General features: G+C 67.6%; 13 protein-coding genes. 8 read left to right on the forward strand and 5 right to left on the reverse strand.

What is annotated here, in order from left to right; genetic code table 11:
• Positions 1-158 precede the first annotated feature (158 nt).
• The 5 genes from MNQ95_RS07490 (at position 159) to MNQ95_RS07505 (ending at position 4,380) form a co-directional block, all read left to right on the forward strand.
• Positions 159-1,115, forward strand: coding sequence for a DUF932 domain-containing protein (locus MNQ95_RS07490; protein WP_338423337.1), 957 nt, complete (start codon positions 159-161; stop codon positions 1,113-1,115).
• Positions 1,116-1,196: 81 nt separating this feature from the next.
• A complete protein-coding gene (locus MNQ95_RS07495; RefSeq protein ID WP_241954273.1) occupies positions 1,197-1,355 on the forward strand; it encodes a hypothetical protein in 159 nt (52 codons plus the stop codon).
• A 415-nt stretch (positions 1,356-1,770) separates the two neighbouring features.
• A complete protein-coding gene (locus MNQ95_RS15870) occupies positions 1,771-2,022 on the forward strand; it encodes a helix-turn-helix transcriptional regulator (protein ID WP_425605726.1) in 252 nt (83 codons plus the stop codon).
• Positions 2,019-3,164 carry a YagK/YfjJ domain-containing protein gene (locus tag MNQ95_RS07500; RefSeq protein ID WP_241954274.1) on the forward strand — a complete coding sequence of 382 codons (1,146 nt, stop codon included), beginning with the start codon at positions 2,019-2,021 and terminating at the stop codon, positions 3,162-3,164. The genes MNQ95_RS15870 and MNQ95_RS07500 overlap by 4 nt, the downstream gene beginning before the upstream one ends.
• A gap of 877 nt (positions 3,165-4,041) precedes the next feature.
• The gene (locus MNQ95_RS07505; RefSeq protein WP_241954275.1) at positions 4,042-4,380 is read left to right on the forward strand and encodes an outer membrane lipoprotein; all 339 of its coding nucleotides are present in this window, start codon (positions 4,042-4,044) and stop codon (positions 4,378-4,380) included.
• 102 nt (positions 4,381-4,482) lie between these two features.
• Here MNQ95_RS07505 and MNQ95_RS07510 read toward each other — a convergent pair whose 3' ends face one another.
• The 4 genes from MNQ95_RS07510 to MNQ95_RS07525 form a co-directional block, all read right to left on the reverse strand.
• Complete coding sequence (locus MNQ95_RS07510) at positions 4,483-5,526, reverse strand: copper resistance protein B (RefSeq protein ID WP_241954276.1); 1,044 nt, start codon at positions 5,524-5,526, stop codon at positions 4,483-4,485.
• Positions 5,523-7,325, reverse strand: coding sequence for a copper resistance system multicopper oxidase (locus tag MNQ95_RS07515; protein WP_241954277.1), 1,803 nt, complete (start codon positions 7,323-7,325; stop codon positions 5,523-5,525). Before MNQ95_RS07515 ends, MNQ95_RS07510 begins: the two co-directional genes overlap by 4 nt.
• A gap of 94 nt (positions 7,326-7,419) precedes the next feature.
• Positions 7,420-7,920 (reverse strand): hypothetical protein, encoded by a 501-nt coding sequence (locus MNQ95_RS07520; RefSeq protein ID WP_241954278.1) that lies wholly within the window; start codon positions 7,918-7,920, stop codon positions 7,420-7,422.
• Between the two features lie 64 nt (positions 7,921-7,984).
• Positions 7,985-11,437: a hybrid sensor histidine kinase/response regulator gene (locus MNQ95_RS07525; protein ID WP_241954279.1), complete on the reverse strand. Its 3,453-nt coding sequence runs from the start codon at positions 11,435-11,437 to the stop codon at positions 7,985-7,987.
• A 186-nt stretch (positions 11,438-11,623) separates the two neighbouring features.
• Here MNQ95_RS07525 and MNQ95_RS07530 point away from each other — a divergent pair, with 186 nt between their 5' ends.
• From MNQ95_RS07530 to MNQ95_RS07540, 3 genes are read left to right on the forward strand one after another with little or no spacing between them, the layout of a single operon-like run.
• Positions 11,624-13,012 carry an MFS transporter gene (locus tag MNQ95_RS07530; RefSeq protein WP_241954280.1) on the forward strand — a complete coding sequence of 463 codons (1,389 nt, stop codon included), beginning with the start codon at positions 11,624-11,626 and terminating at the stop codon, positions 13,010-13,012.
• The gene (locus MNQ95_RS07535; RefSeq protein WP_241954281.1) at positions 13,009-15,381 is read left to right on the forward strand and encodes a GH36-type glycosyl hydrolase domain-containing protein; all 2,373 of its coding nucleotides are present in this window, start codon (positions 13,009-13,011) and stop codon (positions 15,379-15,381) included. The genes MNQ95_RS07530 and MNQ95_RS07535 overlap by 4 nt, the downstream gene beginning before the upstream one ends.
• A gap of 26 nt (positions 15,382-15,407) precedes the next feature.
• Entirely contained in the window at positions 15,408-15,905 is a 498-nt protein-coding gene (locus MNQ95_RS07540; RefSeq protein WP_241954387.1) for a gluconokinase, read from the forward strand.
• On the opposite strand, the gene MNQ95_RS07545 is transcribed toward MNQ95_RS07540, so the two are convergent.
• The gene (locus MNQ95_RS07545; protein WP_241954282.1) at positions 15,902-17,290 is read right to left on the reverse strand and encodes an FAD/NAD(P)-binding protein; all 1,389 of its coding nucleotides are present in this window, start codon (positions 17,288-17,290) and stop codon (positions 15,902-15,904) included. The genes MNQ95_RS07540 and MNQ95_RS07545 overlap by 4 nt on opposite strands.
• Positions 17,291-17,312: the final 22 nt, after the last annotated feature.

A 17,312-nucleotide genomic window follows, 5' to 3' on the forward strand; every position in this document is an offset into this window, starting at 1 on the left:
GCGTCCTTGTCGTAAGCGCAGCCGTGCTGGTTGGTATCGTCAAGTGCGCCAACTGCGCAGGCCTCAAGGCCTCGTAAGCCATCCATCGCAGCTAGCCGCAATAGGCCCGGCATGTCCGGGTCTTCTGCGTTTATGCCGCCAAGAAAACGGAGTCGAAGATGCACTTAGTAGAAACGATGGCGTACACCGGCGAGAAGCCGTGGCATGGATTGGGGCAGAGGCTTGCAGCTAGCCAGTCGATTGATGTTTGGAGGAAGAGCGCAGGCATGGACTGGAGCATTCAGGAGTCCGAAGTCCGCTTTGTCACTGGGCAGAACGGTGTCGGCATGATCAATGCCTTCCCCGAGCAGAAGGTCTTGTATCGCTCGGACACCAAGAACCCTCTGGCTGTGGTTTCCAAGCGCTATCAGGTCGTCCAACCTGGCGAGATCCTTGAGTTCTATCGGGACCTTACCGAAGTGGGCGGCTTCGAACTGGAAACTGCCGGCGTGCTGCGCGAGGGGAGGAAGTTTTGGGCGCTGGCGAAGACTGGCCAAAGCACCACGCTCAAGGGCCGGGACAGAGTGGAGGGCTATCTGCTTCTGGCCACCGCCTGCGACGGCACACTCGCGACAACTGCCCAGTTCACGTCGGTTCGGGTCGTATGCAATAACACGCTGACGATCGCCTTGGCCGATAACAGTGGTGCCATCAAGGTGCCGCACCGGAGCCAGTTCGATGCCAATGCGGTCAAGCGTCAGCTCGGCATCACTGTCTCATCCTGGGATGGCTTCGTCGCGAGGATGAAGGCGCTGGTGGATCGCCCGGTCGATCCGGATTCCGTCGAGGGGCTGCTCCGGCGCGTTCTCACTTATCCGGCCCCGAACGGGAATAGCAACGTCGTCAATGAGAAGGCACTCAAGGTCGTCCGCTCATTGTACGAAGGCAGTGGGAAGGGCGCTGCGCTCGAATCCAGCCGCGGCACCGCTTGGGGGCTGCTCAACAGCGTCACCGAATACGTGGACCACCACCGTCGCGCCCGTAGCGACGACTATCGTCGAGATGCGGCGTGGTTCGGGCAGGGTGCGCAGATCAAGCAAAAAGCGTGGGACGAAGTGATCAGTCTCGTTGCTTGATCGCAGGTTTCGACCGGCCTGCGGGTCAGGGTGGACGTTTCGTTTTAAGACAGGGTTGGTTGCGATGAAGAGGAGTTCGACATGTTCAAAATGATTGGTGGCGGGGTTGTCTTCGGCTTCGCGCTGTATGGCTTGGTCAAATATCTGGATCGCGCGAAGTTCGATCTTGCTCCGAGGACGGACGACCAGGTAGCGACAAAGCAACGGGAGTCGTGCGAGGACGCGTCAGCACAGGCATGACGCGTTGTCAGCCAAGAGGCGCAAGGGAGGGGAGCCATGAGCTCCCCTCCCGCCGGGGAACCGATTTTTTTGTTGCATGGCCAGCAGCTCTAGTCATGAGCTGGCCGCGGTGGCTGGCGCCAGCTGGCTCCCTGATCGCCTGTCTAATCCAGGAAGAGCGACGTCCCCTGAGGTCTGACCGGGCGCCAGGCACCTGGAAAGTTAGGGCGCCCGGGTGAAAGTTAGGGCGTGTTCTTTGATTCATAAGGCGAGGGGGCTGGGCCGATTGAGAACCGGGCTCGGGAAACCGGCGCGCCAGCTCTCTAGTTCAAAGCCCGGCAAATAGCCCTATAACAAGTTATAGCGGCTAAATCACATATCTCCTTCCGGCGTTGGTCCGTAGCGTGGGGGCATCTCCCAAGCACGGCTTAGCGCCATGAGTTCTCCCGCTCCAGTCACCCTCCAGATCCTTCGGCGCCCAGAAGTTGAGGCGAAACTCGGTGTCAGCAGGTCGACCCTATATGCCATCCAGGGCCAAGACCCTACGTTCCCAGCGGTCGTCCGCCTTTCAGCGTCGGCATGCGGCTTCTTCGAGCACGAGGTGGATGCGTGGCTGCGCGCCCGCGCGGCGAAGGGGGTGAATCCCCGCACGAGCACTAACTCTCCCCTGGTGGGAGCTCGTCCTTGAACCCCGAGAATCGGGGTGTGGCCGCGGGAACTGCCCCGAAATATGCCGCTCGTTGGGCGCACCTTCGAGGTGGATCGTACGTTGTTGGTAAGCGTAAGCAGCAGAACAAGTGGGAAAAGAAGTACACGCTGCATGACGCTCTGGTCGAGCAGTCGCTCATCTGGCATGAGGGGAACCATCTCCGAACTGGCTCTGAGGAACCCGCCTTCGATGTTGTGCGTGTTGTTGACGTGATGGCGGCGGTGGTACGAACGCAAGAGCCCCTCTTCTCAGTCACGCAGGAGCGCGGGCGTCCACGCTTCAGCGAGACTGCATTGGGACAGGAACTTCGCTGGTGTCTTCGACATTGCAATGCAAGGCTCATCCGGAGCCAGTATCCCGATCATCGGTTCAATCCGATGTTCGATCTGTTCGAAATGTTTCTAGGCCTGACCGAAGCCGCCAGCAAGACAACTGCGCGCGAGGTCCCTCTGTTGAACGAGCGAGTTCGCGAGATTCGAAAGAGGGCCTCTGAAGAGGGAATTGCCCGCGTAATCCGAAACAATCGGCGGACGATGCTCAAGAATCGGCGTGCCCTTCTTGGGGATTTGAAGGCGCTCCGGCGTAAGTACTCTCGCATGGTCGCTGTGCGGATCGATTGCGGCTACACGTCTGAATACGTTCGAGCAAACTTCCGGGGGAAGGTTATTCGATACGAAGACGTTGCCGAGCATCGCGCCCAGTTCATTCGCTACCTGATGCGTGGCGGTTTCAGGAAGTCACTGCTGTGGTACGCATGGAAACAAGAAAGTGCATTCCAGAAGGGGCCACATACCCATTTCCTAGTCATGTTCGACGGCCGGCGGATCCGTAAGGACAGCGCTGTGGCATACCTCCTCGGCCGACATTGGGTGGACGTGATAGCTCCTGGTTTCGGTACTGCCTTCAACTGCAACGCGAACAAGAAGCAGCGCTACAGCAGGATCGCCATCGGACAGCTGCGTAGGGACGATGACAAGACTTGGAACGCCTTGAAGGAGATTGTGGTCACTTACATGACCAAGGTCGACGAGTACTTCCGGTTCGATGCCCCTGGGCGCGCGCGTTCCTTCGGGCGCAGTGCGCTGCCTAAGTCCTCCCTTTGGCGAGGTCCTTCACGCTGACGTACTTAGGTAGCGAATCGATGAAGATTTTGACATCTGGCCTTTCGTCAAACAGCTTTGTGCGTGCCCCGGCGATATCGAGCATCGAGTTCCTGGAAATCGCACCATCCAGTTCTTGTCGGGCCTCAGCTTGAGTCCGGAAGCTGTCTCGGCGAGCCATGAAGTCGTCTGCTGCCTTTGCGCGGCGCTGCCGGAAGTTGACACCTTTCCCGCGACCCCCTCTCTTCCCTATCGCTACCGGGTCTCTTTCGGGACGAGCCCAAGTGCCGCTCAGGCTCGCCGCAGCGGAGCCCGCGAATCTGGCTGCATGTATCAAGTGTCCCCATGCGGCCTCGGCGTCCCCCCGGGCGCGAACGGAACGGGCTACTCGCAATGCTGCAAGTCCACTCCGTGCTTCGAGCAAGACTTGGTCCCGGCTGTTACTCATTTCCTCTGCCTGCGCATCCTCCATGACACCGATAAGCTGTATCTCGATGTGAGCGCACGTGGCTTCGAAGGTGGGTACGCTGTTCTCTGGCGGCATGTGGGGCGTGTGCAAATGGGACAACCTCAGCTTAGCCGGGCGGCCCCGGCGCGGCCTATGCGGATAGATGGTTTGTGAGTAACAAAGTGAGTACGCGTTGCCAAGTCGAATTAGCTGATCATTTTAGATCAATAGCTTAGCTTCTGAATTTGGTTGATGGTGGGCCCATGTCCCGGCGCCAGCGCCTCACGCGCAGGTCTGCCCCGAAAAGGGGCTCGCCTTGCAGATGCATCCTGTCGTCGGCACTCCCGGTGGTACGTTAGGCACAACCCGCCGCGGATGCCGTCCTTCGTCCAGCCAGCGGGTCGGATGCAGTTCCGTCCCAACCCGGAAACGAACATCAGGAGTGGAACCATGAACAGCAGTTCCAGCAGGGCAGTACTGGTTTCGATCGTCGTGGCCGCCGCCGCGATTTCAGGATGTGCGAGCACGCCCAGGGACGCCGACACCTTCGGGCGCGGTGTCTCGGGCGAGGTGCAAAGCGTGGAGTGGGGCACCATCCAGGCGTTGCGCCCCGTGGCGATCGAGAGCGGCCGCAGGCTCACCAGCGATACCAGTGCGGTCGAATTCACCGTGCGCCTGGAGTCGGGGAATTCCATCGTGGTCGTGCAGCCGGGCACGGTCGGGGACTACCGGGTCGGCGACCGCGTCCGCGTCACCAACGACGGCACGCAGACCCGCGTCGCGCGCTGAGTCCCGCCCGCTCCGACGGTGGTGCGGTTACCGGGCGCGTGGCTGGCTTTCGCAGCCGGCCACGCGCTTGTCCGTTTCCGTGCAAGGCGACGCGCGCAACCGCTAGAACCACCAGCGCACGCCGGCGACCCAGCGCGTTTCATGTGCCGCCTCGCCCGCGCCTCGACGGTGATCGGCGGTGCCGCCATAAGTGCGCTCGTACGCGAGCCCGACATACGGGGCGAACTGGCGGTCGACCTCGTAACGCAGCCGTAATCCGGCTTCGACCGAGGACAGGCCCGAGCCGGTACCACGCTCCGGATCGGCACGGCCCATGAACTCCACTTCCACCAGCGGCTGCAGGATGAGGCGGCTGGTGAACAGCAGTTCGTACTCGATCTCGGCGGTAAACATGCTTTGCCCGCCCGCGCCGAGGTATGCGGTGGCCGCGACTTCGAACTTGTATGGGGCCATGCCCTGCACGCCGACCGCCGCCCAGGTCTGCGAGGGCCCAGGATTGAAGTCGTGGCGTACGCCGGCCAGGAAGTCCCACCACGGGCTGATGCCGCGCCCGTAGAGCGCTTCCAGGTCGGCAGATGCGGTGCGGCCGTGCTCGCGCTCGCCTTCGCTGCGCAGCCACAGGCGCTGGACGTCGCCGCCGATCCAGGCCTTGCCTTCCCACGCCTGGCCGGTGCCGGGATCGGCATCCCATGCCTCGAAGCGGTTGAAGCGCACCAGGCTGTGGATGTCGCCGCCGTGCGCGTGGCCATGCTGCAGCGGAGCGAAGGCGGCGGCGCGGTCGGCTTCGGTAGGGGTGGGAATGGGCTCGCGTGGTGCCTGCTCCCGCACCTGCGCGCGCGGGCTGCGTGGCGTGCAATGCCCCATCGCGGCGTGTTCGGGAGGGCAGGCCGGGTCGTTCGCATCGAATGCCGCGGAGCCGGCCTGTGGACGCGTGCAGTGACCCATGGCGGCATGCTCTGCCGTGCAGTCGTCGACGGCTTGTGCAGAAGGCGCCTTGGCTGGAACTGCGGCGGGCACCGGCGCGGACGCGGGCAACGTGCAGTGGCCCATCGCCGCATGCTCCGCCGTGCAGCCGGCCTGCGCCTGCGCGAACGCGGGCGCGCCGAGGGCCAGCGCCATGGCGATGCGGAGTGTCGCGCGGCTCATGCGCTTTCCTCCACGCGCACTTCGCGCATCATCCCGGCTTCCATGTGGTAGAGCAGGTGGCAGTGGTAAGCCCAGCGGCCGAGAACGTCGGCGCGCACGCGGTAGCTGCGACGCGTGCCGGGCGGCATGTCGACGGTGTGCTTGCGCACCTGGAACGCACCATCGGCATCTTCCAGGTCGCTCCACATTCCGTGCAGGTGGATCGGGTGCTGCATCATCGTGTCGTTGACCAGCACGATGCGCAGGCGCTCGCCGTAGTTGAGTCGGAGCGGTTCGGCGCCGGCAAACGGAATGCCGTCGAAGGACCAGGCGAACTTCTCCATGTGCCCGGTGAGGTGAAGCTCGACTTCGCGTCCAGGTTCGCGGCCGTCGGGATCGTCGAAGACACTTTTCAGGTCGGCGTAGGCGAGCACGCGGCGGCCGTTGTCGCGCAGGCCGATGCCCGGGTCGTCCAGTCGCGGGCCGCTGGGCGAGGACTGCATGTCCACCAGCGGATTGCCGCGTTCGCTGTCCGGATGGGTGACGGATGCAGCCGCGTGGCCGTCGTGACCGCCGCCGTGCATGGTCGCGCCGCAACCGCCCTCGGTGCCGTGCCGCATCATCGCGCCGCAGCCGCCTTCGACAGGCGCCACCGCACCGCCGTGCGCACCGTGGCCCATGTCATCCATGGTCAGCAGCGGTCGCGGGTCGTTGCCGGGGACCGGCGCGGCCAGGCCGTGGCGAACGGCCAGCGTGCCGCGGGCGAAGCCGGTGCGGCCCATGTCCTGGGCGAAGATGGTGTACGCGTCCTGGCCCGCGGGCTCGACGATGACGTCATAGGTTTCGGCAGCGGCGATGCGTAGCTCGTCCACCGTCACCGGGTGCACGTACTGGCCGTCGGCCGCGACCACGGTCATCTTCAGGCCCGGGATGCGCACGTCGAAATAGGTCATCGCTCCGGCGTTGACCAGTCGCAGCAACACCTTCTCGCCGGGCTGGAACAGCCCGGTCCAATTGCCCGCCGGTGGCAGGCCGTTGAGCAGGTAGGTGTAGGTGTGGCCATTGACGTCGGACAGGTCGCTGGGTGTCATCCGCATCCGCCCCCACATGCCGCGGTCGGCGAGCGTGGCGCGCAGGCCGCCTTCGCCGGCATCGCGGGCGAAGTCGCCGACGGTGCGCTTGTAGTGGTTGTCGTAGGACGGGGCCTTCTTCAGCCGGCGGAACAGCGCGTCCGGCGCCAGGTCGGTCCAGTCCGAGAGCAGCAGCACGTGTTCGCGGTCGTAGTGGAACGGCGGCGGCTGCGAAGGCTCGACGATAATCGCGCCGTAGAGGCCGGCCTGTTCCTGGAACATCGAGTGGCTGTGGTACCAGTAGGTGCCGGACTGCCTGAGGGTGAAGCGGTACAGCCAGCTCTCGCCGGGCGCGATGCCGTCGAAGCTCATGCCCGGCACGCCATCCATGTTGGCCGGCAGCAGGATGCCGTGCCAGTGGATGGAGGTCGGTGCGTCGGCGAGGCGGTTGGCGACGCGTACGGTGACCGTGTCGCCCTCGCGCCAGCGCAGCAACGGGGCGGGCAGGCTGCCGTTGACGGTGATCGCCTGGCGCGCGCGGCCGGTGATGTTGACCTCGCGGGCACCGATGGCCAGGTCGAACGTGGTGCCGCGCAGCACCTGCGGTGACGTGCCGGGCGCGGCGAGCGCCGGCGTGCGAAGCAGGCCGCTGCCGCCGGCGAGGCCGGCGAAGGCGAGGCCCTGGACGAAACGGCGACGCGGCAGCGAAGCCACGCCGGGAGAGTGGGGGAAGCGGGTATGACGGCTCATCTGGATTCCAGCGGAGGTCGAAGCCGCAAGCCGCGGCATCGATACAGGCAGGCACTGCGCGCAGACATCGCGCGACGCGGAGGATTGCGTCCCCTCAGCCGATCGGGGGGCGCCTGGGCGGTCCTTCGGCGAAGCGGTCACGGCCTTGAAACCCTACGGCCTGCCACCGCTGCTGCAACATCGGGTCCGATGCGCTGGAGGACGAAAGCGGCAGCGCCGCGAGCGCCGTCGGGCATGGACAGGCACCCGAGCAGCTGTCCTTGGCGTCGGCATCGCCGCAGCATTCACCGGCGTGCGTCGCACCGCTGGCGGGCCCGGGGTGATGGCCCGCGTCCACTGTGTCGGTAGACGGCGGCATGGACATCGCCTGGTGACAATCGCCGGTCGCTACCGTCGACGAAATCGCAACAGCATCACGCACCGACGTCGATGACATCTGCGCCTGCAGCGTCGCCCCCGGCAACAGGGCCAGGGCGAGCAGGCAAAGCGAAAGGCGGCGGATCAGGGTCATCGTGCGGATATCGGCAGGCATCGCCACGTTAAGCGACGAATGGCGGCGGTTCAACGGATGGTGGATGAACGCCGGGTGCGGCACGTGATTGCACACCCTGGAGTCAGCCCAGGGTCAAGTCATGCCATTACCGGGCCAAGGGGGAGTCCTAGGGCTCGGCACGCTCGGCCGCCGGCACCTGCGCGGCCAGCCAGGCGCGCAACGAAGCCGGCTTCACCGGCTTGGTCAGCAGGCGGTAGCCGCGCTGGCGCGCCAGCCGCTTGAGTTCGTCGCGGCCATCGGCGGTGAGCAGCGCGCCGGGAATCCGCCCGCCCGCATCGCGCAAAGCATCGAGCGTGTCCAGGCCATCGAGGCGATCGTGCAGGTGGTAGTCGACCAGCATCGCCTGCGGCGCGCTGTCGGCCATCCGCGCCAGGGCATCGTCCACGGTGCTGGCGGTGATCGCGGTCGCCTGCCAGCGCGTGAGCAGCACGCGCATGCCGTCGAGGATCTCCTGGTCGTTGTCCACGCACAGCACGCGCAGGCCGGCCAGCGAACCGGAGTCGGGCAGGAAGGTGGCTGGCCGTTCGATCGGCGTCGGCAAGGCCGCGGCGCGCGGCACGGTGATCGAGAACATGCTGCCGCGACCGACCGAGCTGCGCGCATCCAGCCCATGGTCGAGCAGGCGCGAGATGCGCTGGCAGATCGACAGGCCCAGGCCCAGGCCGCGCTCGCCCCAGTCGAACGGCTGCTGGTAGCGATGGAACTCGTCGTAGATCTGGCGCATGTGCTGGAGCGGGATGCCCGGGCCGGTGTCCCACACCTGCAGCGCAACGGCGTCGCCGTGCGCGCGCATGCCCAGCACGATCCGCCCCTGCCGGGTGTAGCGCAGCGCGTTGGCGAGGAAGTTCTGCAGCACCCGGCGCAGCAGGCGGCGGTCGCTGCGTACCGGCCACGGGCGCGCGTACACCCGCAGGTCCAGGCCGCGGCCGGCTGCCACCGGGGCGTACTGCGCGGCGAGTTCGCGCAGCAGTTCGCCCGCATCGAACTCGCGGACATCGGCCTGCAGGGCGCCGGTATCCAGCCGCGAGACGTCGAGCAGTCCGTCGAGCAGTTCTTCGGCCGCGCGCAGCGACGCATCCACGCGTTCGGCCAAGTGCTGCTGTTCCTGCGGTTCGCCGCTGTCGCGCAGGGCCGAGGCGAACAGCCGCGCGGCATTGAGCGGCTGCAGCACGTCATGGCTGATCGCCGCCAGGAAACGGGTGCGCGACTGCTGCGCTTCCTCCGCCTCGCGGGTGCGCTCGGCCACGCGTTGCTCCAGCGTCTCGTTGGCTTCCCGCAAAGCCTGCTCGGCATGCTTGTAGGCGGTGATGTCGTTGTAGCTGGTGACGTAGCCGCCGCCGGGCAGGGCTTGCCCGCGCATCTCGATCACGCTGCCGTCGGCGCGCACGCGCTCGAACACATGCGGGTTGCCGGCGCGCATGTGTTCGATGCGCTTGCCGACCTGTTCGTCGGTGTTGCCGTCGCCCAGTTCGCCGCGCTCGGCGTTGTAGCGGATCAGGTCGGCGACCGGACGGCCGACATAGAGCATGCCGGCCGGATAGCCGAACATCTTCTGGTAGCGGCGGTTCCAAGCGACCAGGCGCATGTCCGGGTCGACCACGCTGACCCCGGCGCTGATGTTTTCCAGCGTGGTGGAAAGGATGCCGCGATTGAAGCGCAGCTCCTGTCCCGCTTCGTCCAGCAGCGCCATGACCTCGCTCAGGTGCATGCCCGAGCCGCGCAGCACGCTGGTCAGCACCAGTCGCGCGGACGCCGCGCCGATCGAGGCGGCCAGCAGGCGCTCGGTGAACTGGATCCAGGCGCGGTCCGCCGCCGCGGCCGGCTGCAGTTCGCGACCCAGCGAGATGGCCTGCTCGGAGAACGCGCGCCGTGCATGGCGCTCGCCGACGATGCGCACCGCGAGCGCGAGCAGGTCGCCGACACTGACATTGCCCGGCCACTCGCCCTGCGCCAGGGTCTGGCGCTCCGCGTACGGGTCCAGGAACGGGGCGATGCGCAGGCGCTCGTCCACGCCCGGCCGCCAGCGCGCCGAGACCAGCATCATCACCGAGCCGTTGAGCAGCAAGGACCAGAACGTGCCATGGGTGAGCGAATCCCAGCCGCTGAGGCCGAACAGCTGCTGTGGCCGCAGCCAGTGCAGGCCGAACGGGCCCTCGTGCATCCACGCCGGATCGAAATGCCCGGAACTGGACAGTGCCGGCAGCAGCAGCGTGTAGATCCAGGTGACGAAACCGACCAGCAGGCCGATCTCCACGCCGCGGCGGCTGGCCCCGCGCCAGTACAGGCCGCCGATCAGGCCGGGCGCGAACTGCGCGACCGCGACGAAGGCCATCAGCCCGTAGGCGGCCAGTGTGGTGTCGCCGCCGATCCAGCGGTAGTAGGTGTAGGCGGCCAGCGCCAGCAGCAGGATCGCTACGCGGCGCACCCACAGCACCATCGAGGCCACGTCGGCCGCCGCGTGACGCTCGCCCCAGCCGCGTCGCAGCAGCACCGGCATCACCAGGTCGTTGCTGACCATCGTCGCCAGCGCGATGCTGGCCACGATGACCATGCCGGTAGCCGCGGAGAAGCCGCCCACGTAAGCGGCCAGCGCGAGCGCGTCGCGGCCCTCGGCCAGCGGCAGGGCCAGCACGAAGGTGTCGCTGGCCACGTCGCCCGAGGTCCCGAACAAGGCCACGCCGGCGCCGGCGATCGGCACCACCATCACCGAGATCACCAGCAGGTAGGCGCCGAACAGCCAGCGCGCCTTGCGGATGTCGGCCACGTCGCCGCACTCGACCACCGCCACCTGGAACTGGCGCGGCAGGCAGACGATGGCCAGGAAGCCGAGCAGGGTCTGGGCCACGAAGCCCATCGGCGGCGATGCCTGGAACAGGGTCCGCGCCGAGTCGGCGATGCGGATCTGGTGCCCGCCCAGCCAGGCCCACGCGAACACGCCCACGGCGATCATCGCCACCAGCTTGACCAGCGATTCCAGCGCGATGGCGAGCATCATGCCGTGGTGGTGCTCGGTGGCATCGACCTGGCGGGTGCCGAACAGCGCCGCGAACAGGGCCATCAGCAGCGCCACGTACAGCGCCGGATCGGCCATCACCCCGACCTGCCCGGCGTCCTGTCCGGACAGCACGGTCAGGCTCATCGCCACCGCCTTGTATTGCAGGGCCACGTACGGCACCACGCCCACCAGCGCGATCACCGTGACCAGCGCGGCCAGCCTGCGCGAACGGCCGTAGCGCGCCGAGATGAAGTCGGCGATTGAAACCGTGTTCTGGCTGCGCGCGATCAACGCCAGGCGCTCGATGATCCGCCAGCCGAACAGGAACAGCAGCAAGGGGCCCAGGTAGATCGGCAGGTAGCCGATACCGTTGCGCACCGCGCTGCCGACGGCGCCATAGAACGTCCACGACGAGCAGTACACGGCCAGCGCCAGGCTGTACACGGCCGGGCGCAGCCACGGACGGTCGGGATACATCGGACGGCGGTCGCCCCACCACGCCACCGCGAACAGCAGTGCGGCGTAGCCGACCGATACCAGTAGCAGGATCCAGCTCGGGACCAAGGCGGCCCTCCTCATCCGGAGGCGGCCAGTGTACTGCGACGCATGGTCTGGCCGCGTCCGCCGCATGCGCTGCGCGCTTGCCTGCGCGGCCCCATGCCGGCAAGCTCGACAACGCTGTCAACCAGGCGCCGGGCCGGGTGTGGCCCGGTGGCCACGCGCGCTTGCGCCCCATCTCGAGGCGAAGGCATGCAGCACTCCGTACAGGCCGGTCATCCAGGTGCGCGCGAGGCCGATGCGCGACTGCCACTCCGCGAAAAGGTCGGCTACGGCATCGGCGATTTCGGCTTCAACCTCTACTGGGCCAATATCTCGGCGTTCCTGCTGATCTTCTACACCGACGTGATGGGCCTGGCGGCGGGCGCAGTCGGGACCATGATGCTGGTGACCAAGCTGGTCGACGCGGCGACAGATCCGTTCATGGGCGCGGTCGCCGATCGCACGCGCAGCCGCTGGGGACGCTTCCGCCCGTGGATGCTGTGGGGCGCTTTGCCGCTGGCCTTCGCCGGCGTGCTGACCTGGACGGTGCCCGACCTGGATGGCGGCGGCAAGCTGCTGTGGGCCTATGCCACCTTCACCCTGATGATGCTCGCCTACACCGTGCTGAGCATGCCGTATTCGGCGCTGTCGGGCGTCATGACCGCCGACAGCCAGCAGCGCACCACGCTGATCAGCTTCCGCTTCATCGCCGCCTTCGCCGGCACCACGGTGGTCAACTGGTTCACCCTGGACCTGGTGCGCTGGCTCGGCCGCGGCGACGAGCCGCTGGGCTGGCAGCTGACCCTGGGCCTGTACGGCATCGTCGCGGTCGCCTGCTTCGCGGTCGTGTTCGCGACCACGCGCGAGCGCATCCAGCCGCAACTCCAGCACCAGGGCACGATGCGCCAGGACGTGGCCGACCTGCTGGACAACCGCCCGTGGCTGGTGCTGTTCGCACTGGCGCTGATCATCATGGTCACGATCGTGATGCGCAGCGGTTCGCTGGTGTACTACCTCAAGTACTACGTTGCGCGTCCTGAACTGACGGGGCTGTTCCTGGGCAGCTACTCGGTGGCACTGGCGGTGGGTGCGGCATCGACCCCGCTGCTGACCCGGTTCGTGGAGAAGAAGCGCCTGCTGATGTGGCTGATGGCGGCGGTCGGCGTGCTCAGCTGCGCGATGTACTTCATCCCGCGCGAGCAGATCTGGACCATGCTCGCGCTGAACATCCTCATCGGACTTCTGCTCGGACCCAAGTCGCCGCTGGCGTTCTCGATGTACGCGGACTGCGCCGACTACACCGAGTGGAAGACCGGGCGCCGCGCCACCGCGATGACCTTCGCCGCCGCGGCCTTCTCGCAGAAGTTCGGTGGTGCGCTGGCCTCGGCGGCGATCGCCTGGATGCTGGCCGGAATGGGCTACGTGGCCAACCAGGCCCAGTCCGACGCGTCGCAGCTGGGGATCGTGCTGCTGCTGACGGTCATTCCCGGCGTAGTGGCGTTGCTTGCCGCCTGGGTGATGCGCTTCTATCCGCTCGATGATGCGGCCCTGGGCCAAGTGCAGGCCGAACTGCAGGCGCGCCGCGAGGCCGTGGCATGAGCCAGGCCTGCTGGGGTTTCGAGGAGCAGGGGCGTCGCTTCGTCCTGCACAGCCCGCTTGCCATGCCACAGGCGTCGACGTTCCTGTGGAACCGCAAGCTGCTGCTCCAGCTCAACTGCCGCGGCTACGCCACCGCCCAGTTCATGCAGCCGGAGCCGGCGAAATACGCGCATGCGCCGACGCTGGAGGCCAGGACCTTCATGCAACCGGAGCAGCCGTACTACGCGCACCACCCGGGTCGCTTCTGCTACGTGAAGGACGAGGAGAGCGGCCTGCTCTTCTCCGCCCCGCACGCGCCGGTGAACCATGCGCCGGATGAATTCGCCTTCTCGGTCGGCCGGGGTGACGTGGCCTGGACGGTGTGCCGCGACGGCATCGAAGTCCAGTGGCAGGTATCGCTGCCGCTCGATGACGCCGCCGAGCTGTGGACGCTGCGCGTACGCAACCGCTCGGGCCGCGAACGCAGGGTCAGCCTGTATCCGTACTTCCCGGTCGGCTACATGTCGTGGATGAACCAGTCCGGCGCCTGGCGCGCCGACCTGGGCGGGATCGTGTGCGACAGCGTCACGCCCTATCAGAAGGTGCAGGACTACTTCCGCAACCGCGAATTCAAGGATCGCACCGTGCTGCTGCACGAACGCGAGCCGCATGCCTGGGAGGCGAACCAGGCTGCGTTCGAGGGCGAGGGTGGCCTGCAGGCGCCGGACGCGATCGTGGGTCGTGAGCGGCTTGCATGCGGCGAAGCGCTTTACGAGATGCCGGTCGCCGCGCTGCAGTACCGCGCCACCCTCGCCGCCGATGCGGTCGAGGAATACCGCTTCGTGTTCGCTCCGGCGCGCGACGATGCGGAGGTACTGGCCCTGCGCGCACGGCTGCTCTCCGCCACCGGCTTCGCGATGGCGCGCACGGACTATGCCGCCTATCTCGACGAGGGGGGTGGCTGCCTCCGGATCCAGACGCCGGATCCGTGGCTGGACGATTTCGCCAACCACTGGCTGCCGCGGCAGGTCTACTACCACGGCGACTCCAACCGCCTGACCACCGATCCGCAGACGCGCAATTACCTGCAGGACCACATGGGCATGGCCTACCTGCGGCCGGCGACGGCACGCGCAGCGTTCCTGCATGCGCTGTCGCAGCAGGAAGCCAGCGGCGCGATGCCCGACGGCATCCTGCTGCTGGAGGGCGCGGAACTGAAGTACATCAACCAGGTGCCGCACACCGACCATTGCGTGTGGCTCCCGGTGTGCCTGCAGGCCTACCTGGACGAGACTGGCGACGACGCACTGCTCGACGTCCAGGTCGGCGACCGCGAGGGCGTGCGCGCCAGCGTCGCCGAACGCATCGATCGCGCGATGGAATGGCTGCTGGCGCAACGCGACGGACGCGGCCTGAGCTACATCGCCCAGGGCGATTGGTGCGATCCGATGAACATGGTCGGGTGGCAGGGGCGCGGCGTATCGGGCTGGCTGTCGCTGGCCAGCGCGCATGCGCTGTCGTTGTGGGCCGGAATCTGCGAGCGCCGGGGCCGGGCGCGGCAGGCGTCCGCCTTCCGCGAAGGCGCCGCGGCTTTCAACGACGCGGTCAACCGGCACCTGTGGGATGGCGACTGGTACGGCCGCGGCATCACCGACGATGGCGTCGTGTTCGGCGTGCGTGCCGACGGCGAGGGTCGCATCTATCTCAATCCGCAGAGCTGGTCGATGCTCAGTGGCGCCGCCGATGCGGACCGGCGCGACAGGCTGCTTGCATCGATCGATGCGCAGCTGGTCTCGCCCTCCGGCGTGGCCATGCTCGATCCCCCGTACACCGGCATGCGCGAGGACGTCGGCCGTCTGACCCAGAAGTTCCCCGGTTCGGCCGAGAACGGCGCGGTCTACAACCATGCCGCCGCGTTCTACCTGCACAGCCTGTATGCGGTGGGCGAGTCGGACCGCGCCTGGCAGGTCATGCGCGCGATGCTGACCGGCCCCGATCCTGCGGACGGCCTGCAGCGCGGCCAGCTGCCGGTGTTCGTGCCCAACTACTACCGCGGGGCCTGGCGGTCGCACCCGCGCACCGCTGGCCGGTCCAGCCAGCTGTTCAACACCGGCACCGCGGCCTGGCTGTATCGCTGCATGGTCGAGTCCCTGTTCGGCCTGCGCGGAGACGGCGACGGACTTCGCATCGCGCCGCAGCTGCCTTCGCACTGGCCGCGCGCATGCGCATCGCGGCAGTTCCGCGGCGCGGTGTTCGAGGTGGGGATCGAGCGTGTCGAAGGACTCCGTGAGCGCCGCATCCTGGTGGACGGGATGCCGCTGCAGGGCGAGGTGATCGCCGCGGTCGAGGCCGGGCGCCACTACCAGGTACGCGTGGAGTTGCCGGCGTGAATGGCGGCGTCCGCGTCGCCGTGGTGATGGGCGTGTCCGGCAGCGGCAAGACCACGCTCGCACGCGCGTTGGCCGATACCTGGCCGGCGACCTTCCTCGATGCCGACGACTTCCACAGCACCGAGGCGAAGGCGCACATGGCCAGCGGGCAACCGCTCACCGATGCGATGCGCCAGCCGTGGGTGGAACGCATCGCGAGCGACCTGGTGCGCCGCGTGGAGGCGGGCGAACGCATCGCCCTGGCGTTCTCCGGCCTGCGCCGGCGGCATCGCGATGCGCTGCGCGTCACGGGGCTGCCGCTGCGCTTCGTCTACCTGCAGGGCGAGGCTCGCCTCATCGCCGCCCGGATGCACGCGCGCAGCGGCCATTACATGCCGGTGTCGCTGCTGGACAGCCAGTTCGCCACCCTCGAGGATCCACGCGGTGAGCCGGACGTTGTCGCACTGCCGGTCGATCTCGCGCCGGAGGCGCAACTGCAGAGGGCCCTGGCCGCGCTGGTGCCGGGAGCGCGGGCCGACGCCTAGGGCGATGCGTGCGCGCCGTCGCCGAGCCAGTCGCCGGCGATGGCTTCGGCCTGGACCCGCAGTTCCGGCACCGCGATGCTTTCCCAGGCTTCACCGATGCGCAGGCTGCCGATCACGCGCAGCGCATCCTGCGCATGGCCGCTCGCATCGACCAGGCGGCCCGAGGCATCGGTAGCCACCCCGATGCCGTGCGCGCCCGGGCCTGCGAGGCCGTCGCCCAGCAACTGCACGAGCAGCGCACTGCGCATGGCCTGCACGCGCATCTCCACGCCGGTGGCATTGACCACGTGGTCGACGTCCAGGGCGAGGATGCGCTGGTCGTGGGTCCGCGCGGTCAGTTGCACGCAGCGCTGGCCGGCGGTGGCCATGTCCAGACGGGCGCGGTGCACGTGCAGGCGCCCGCTGTCGCGCAGGTCCTGCAGCACGTCCCGCACCGCGGGGGCGATGCGATGCCGGTGGATATCCCAGTGCCGCACGGCGTGGCGCAGGAACCGACGCTGCTCGATGGTGGGCATCGAACGCCAGAGGGCCTGCACGTGCGGGCGCAGCCTTTCCATCACCGCTTGCCACGGCAGGCCGCGCGCCGCCGCGTCGCGCGCCTGCCGGCGCAGCTGTCGCAACCGTGCGCGCACGCCCAGCACCTTCAGGCCGTCGACATCGAGCTGGTCGTCCACCTGGTGGACGGGCTCATGCGCCAACGGCAGCAGCGCATGCCGCGACAGCAGGTGGATCCGACCCCGGTGGCCGTTGGCCTCCAGGGTCAGTACCGCATCGACCATGCTCAGGCCCGTGCCTACGATGCATACGTCGGCTTCCGGCCCGATCGCCGCCACGCCCGCATAGTCCCAGGCGTCGACCAGGCGCGGTCGGGTCAGCGCACCGGAACCGCGCAGCGGCAGGGGCCGTGGCGCGTTGCCGACCGCCAGCAGCACGCGTCGTGCGCGTGCCTGTCCGTCGTTCCAGGAAAGGCGCCAGACGTCGCCGTCGCGTGCCAGCGCATCGATCCGCTGCGGCACCACGTCCAGCGTCGCCACGCTGCCTGCGCGCGCCTGCTCCAGGCGATCGCGAAGGTAGTGCGCGTACTCGCGGCGCGGCGCATAACTGCGCGCCAGCGCTTCGCGTGCGGTGTCGCGGTGGCCGTCCCGAAGCGCAAGCCAGTCCAGGAAATCAGCGGGACTTCCCGGCAACGCGCTCATGCGGCCGGTCGGAACGTTGAGCAGGTGCTCGGGGCGGTCGGTCGCGTAGGCCACGCCTTCGGCCAGGCGCGGCGCCGGCTCGAACAGGGCGATCCGCACGGGCTCGCGCGCCTGGCGCAGGCACTGGATCGCCGCCAGCGTGCCGGCGGCGCCGCCGCCGATGATCGCGATGTCGAAGCGGGACTGCATGGATGCGATTCTACCCGGCCGC

The sequence above is a fragment of the Pseudoxanthomonas daejeonensis genome (assembly GCF_022637495.1).
GTDB lineage: Bacteria > Pseudomonadota > Gammaproteobacteria > Xanthomonadales > Xanthomonadaceae > Pseudoxanthomonas > Pseudoxanthomonas daejeonensis.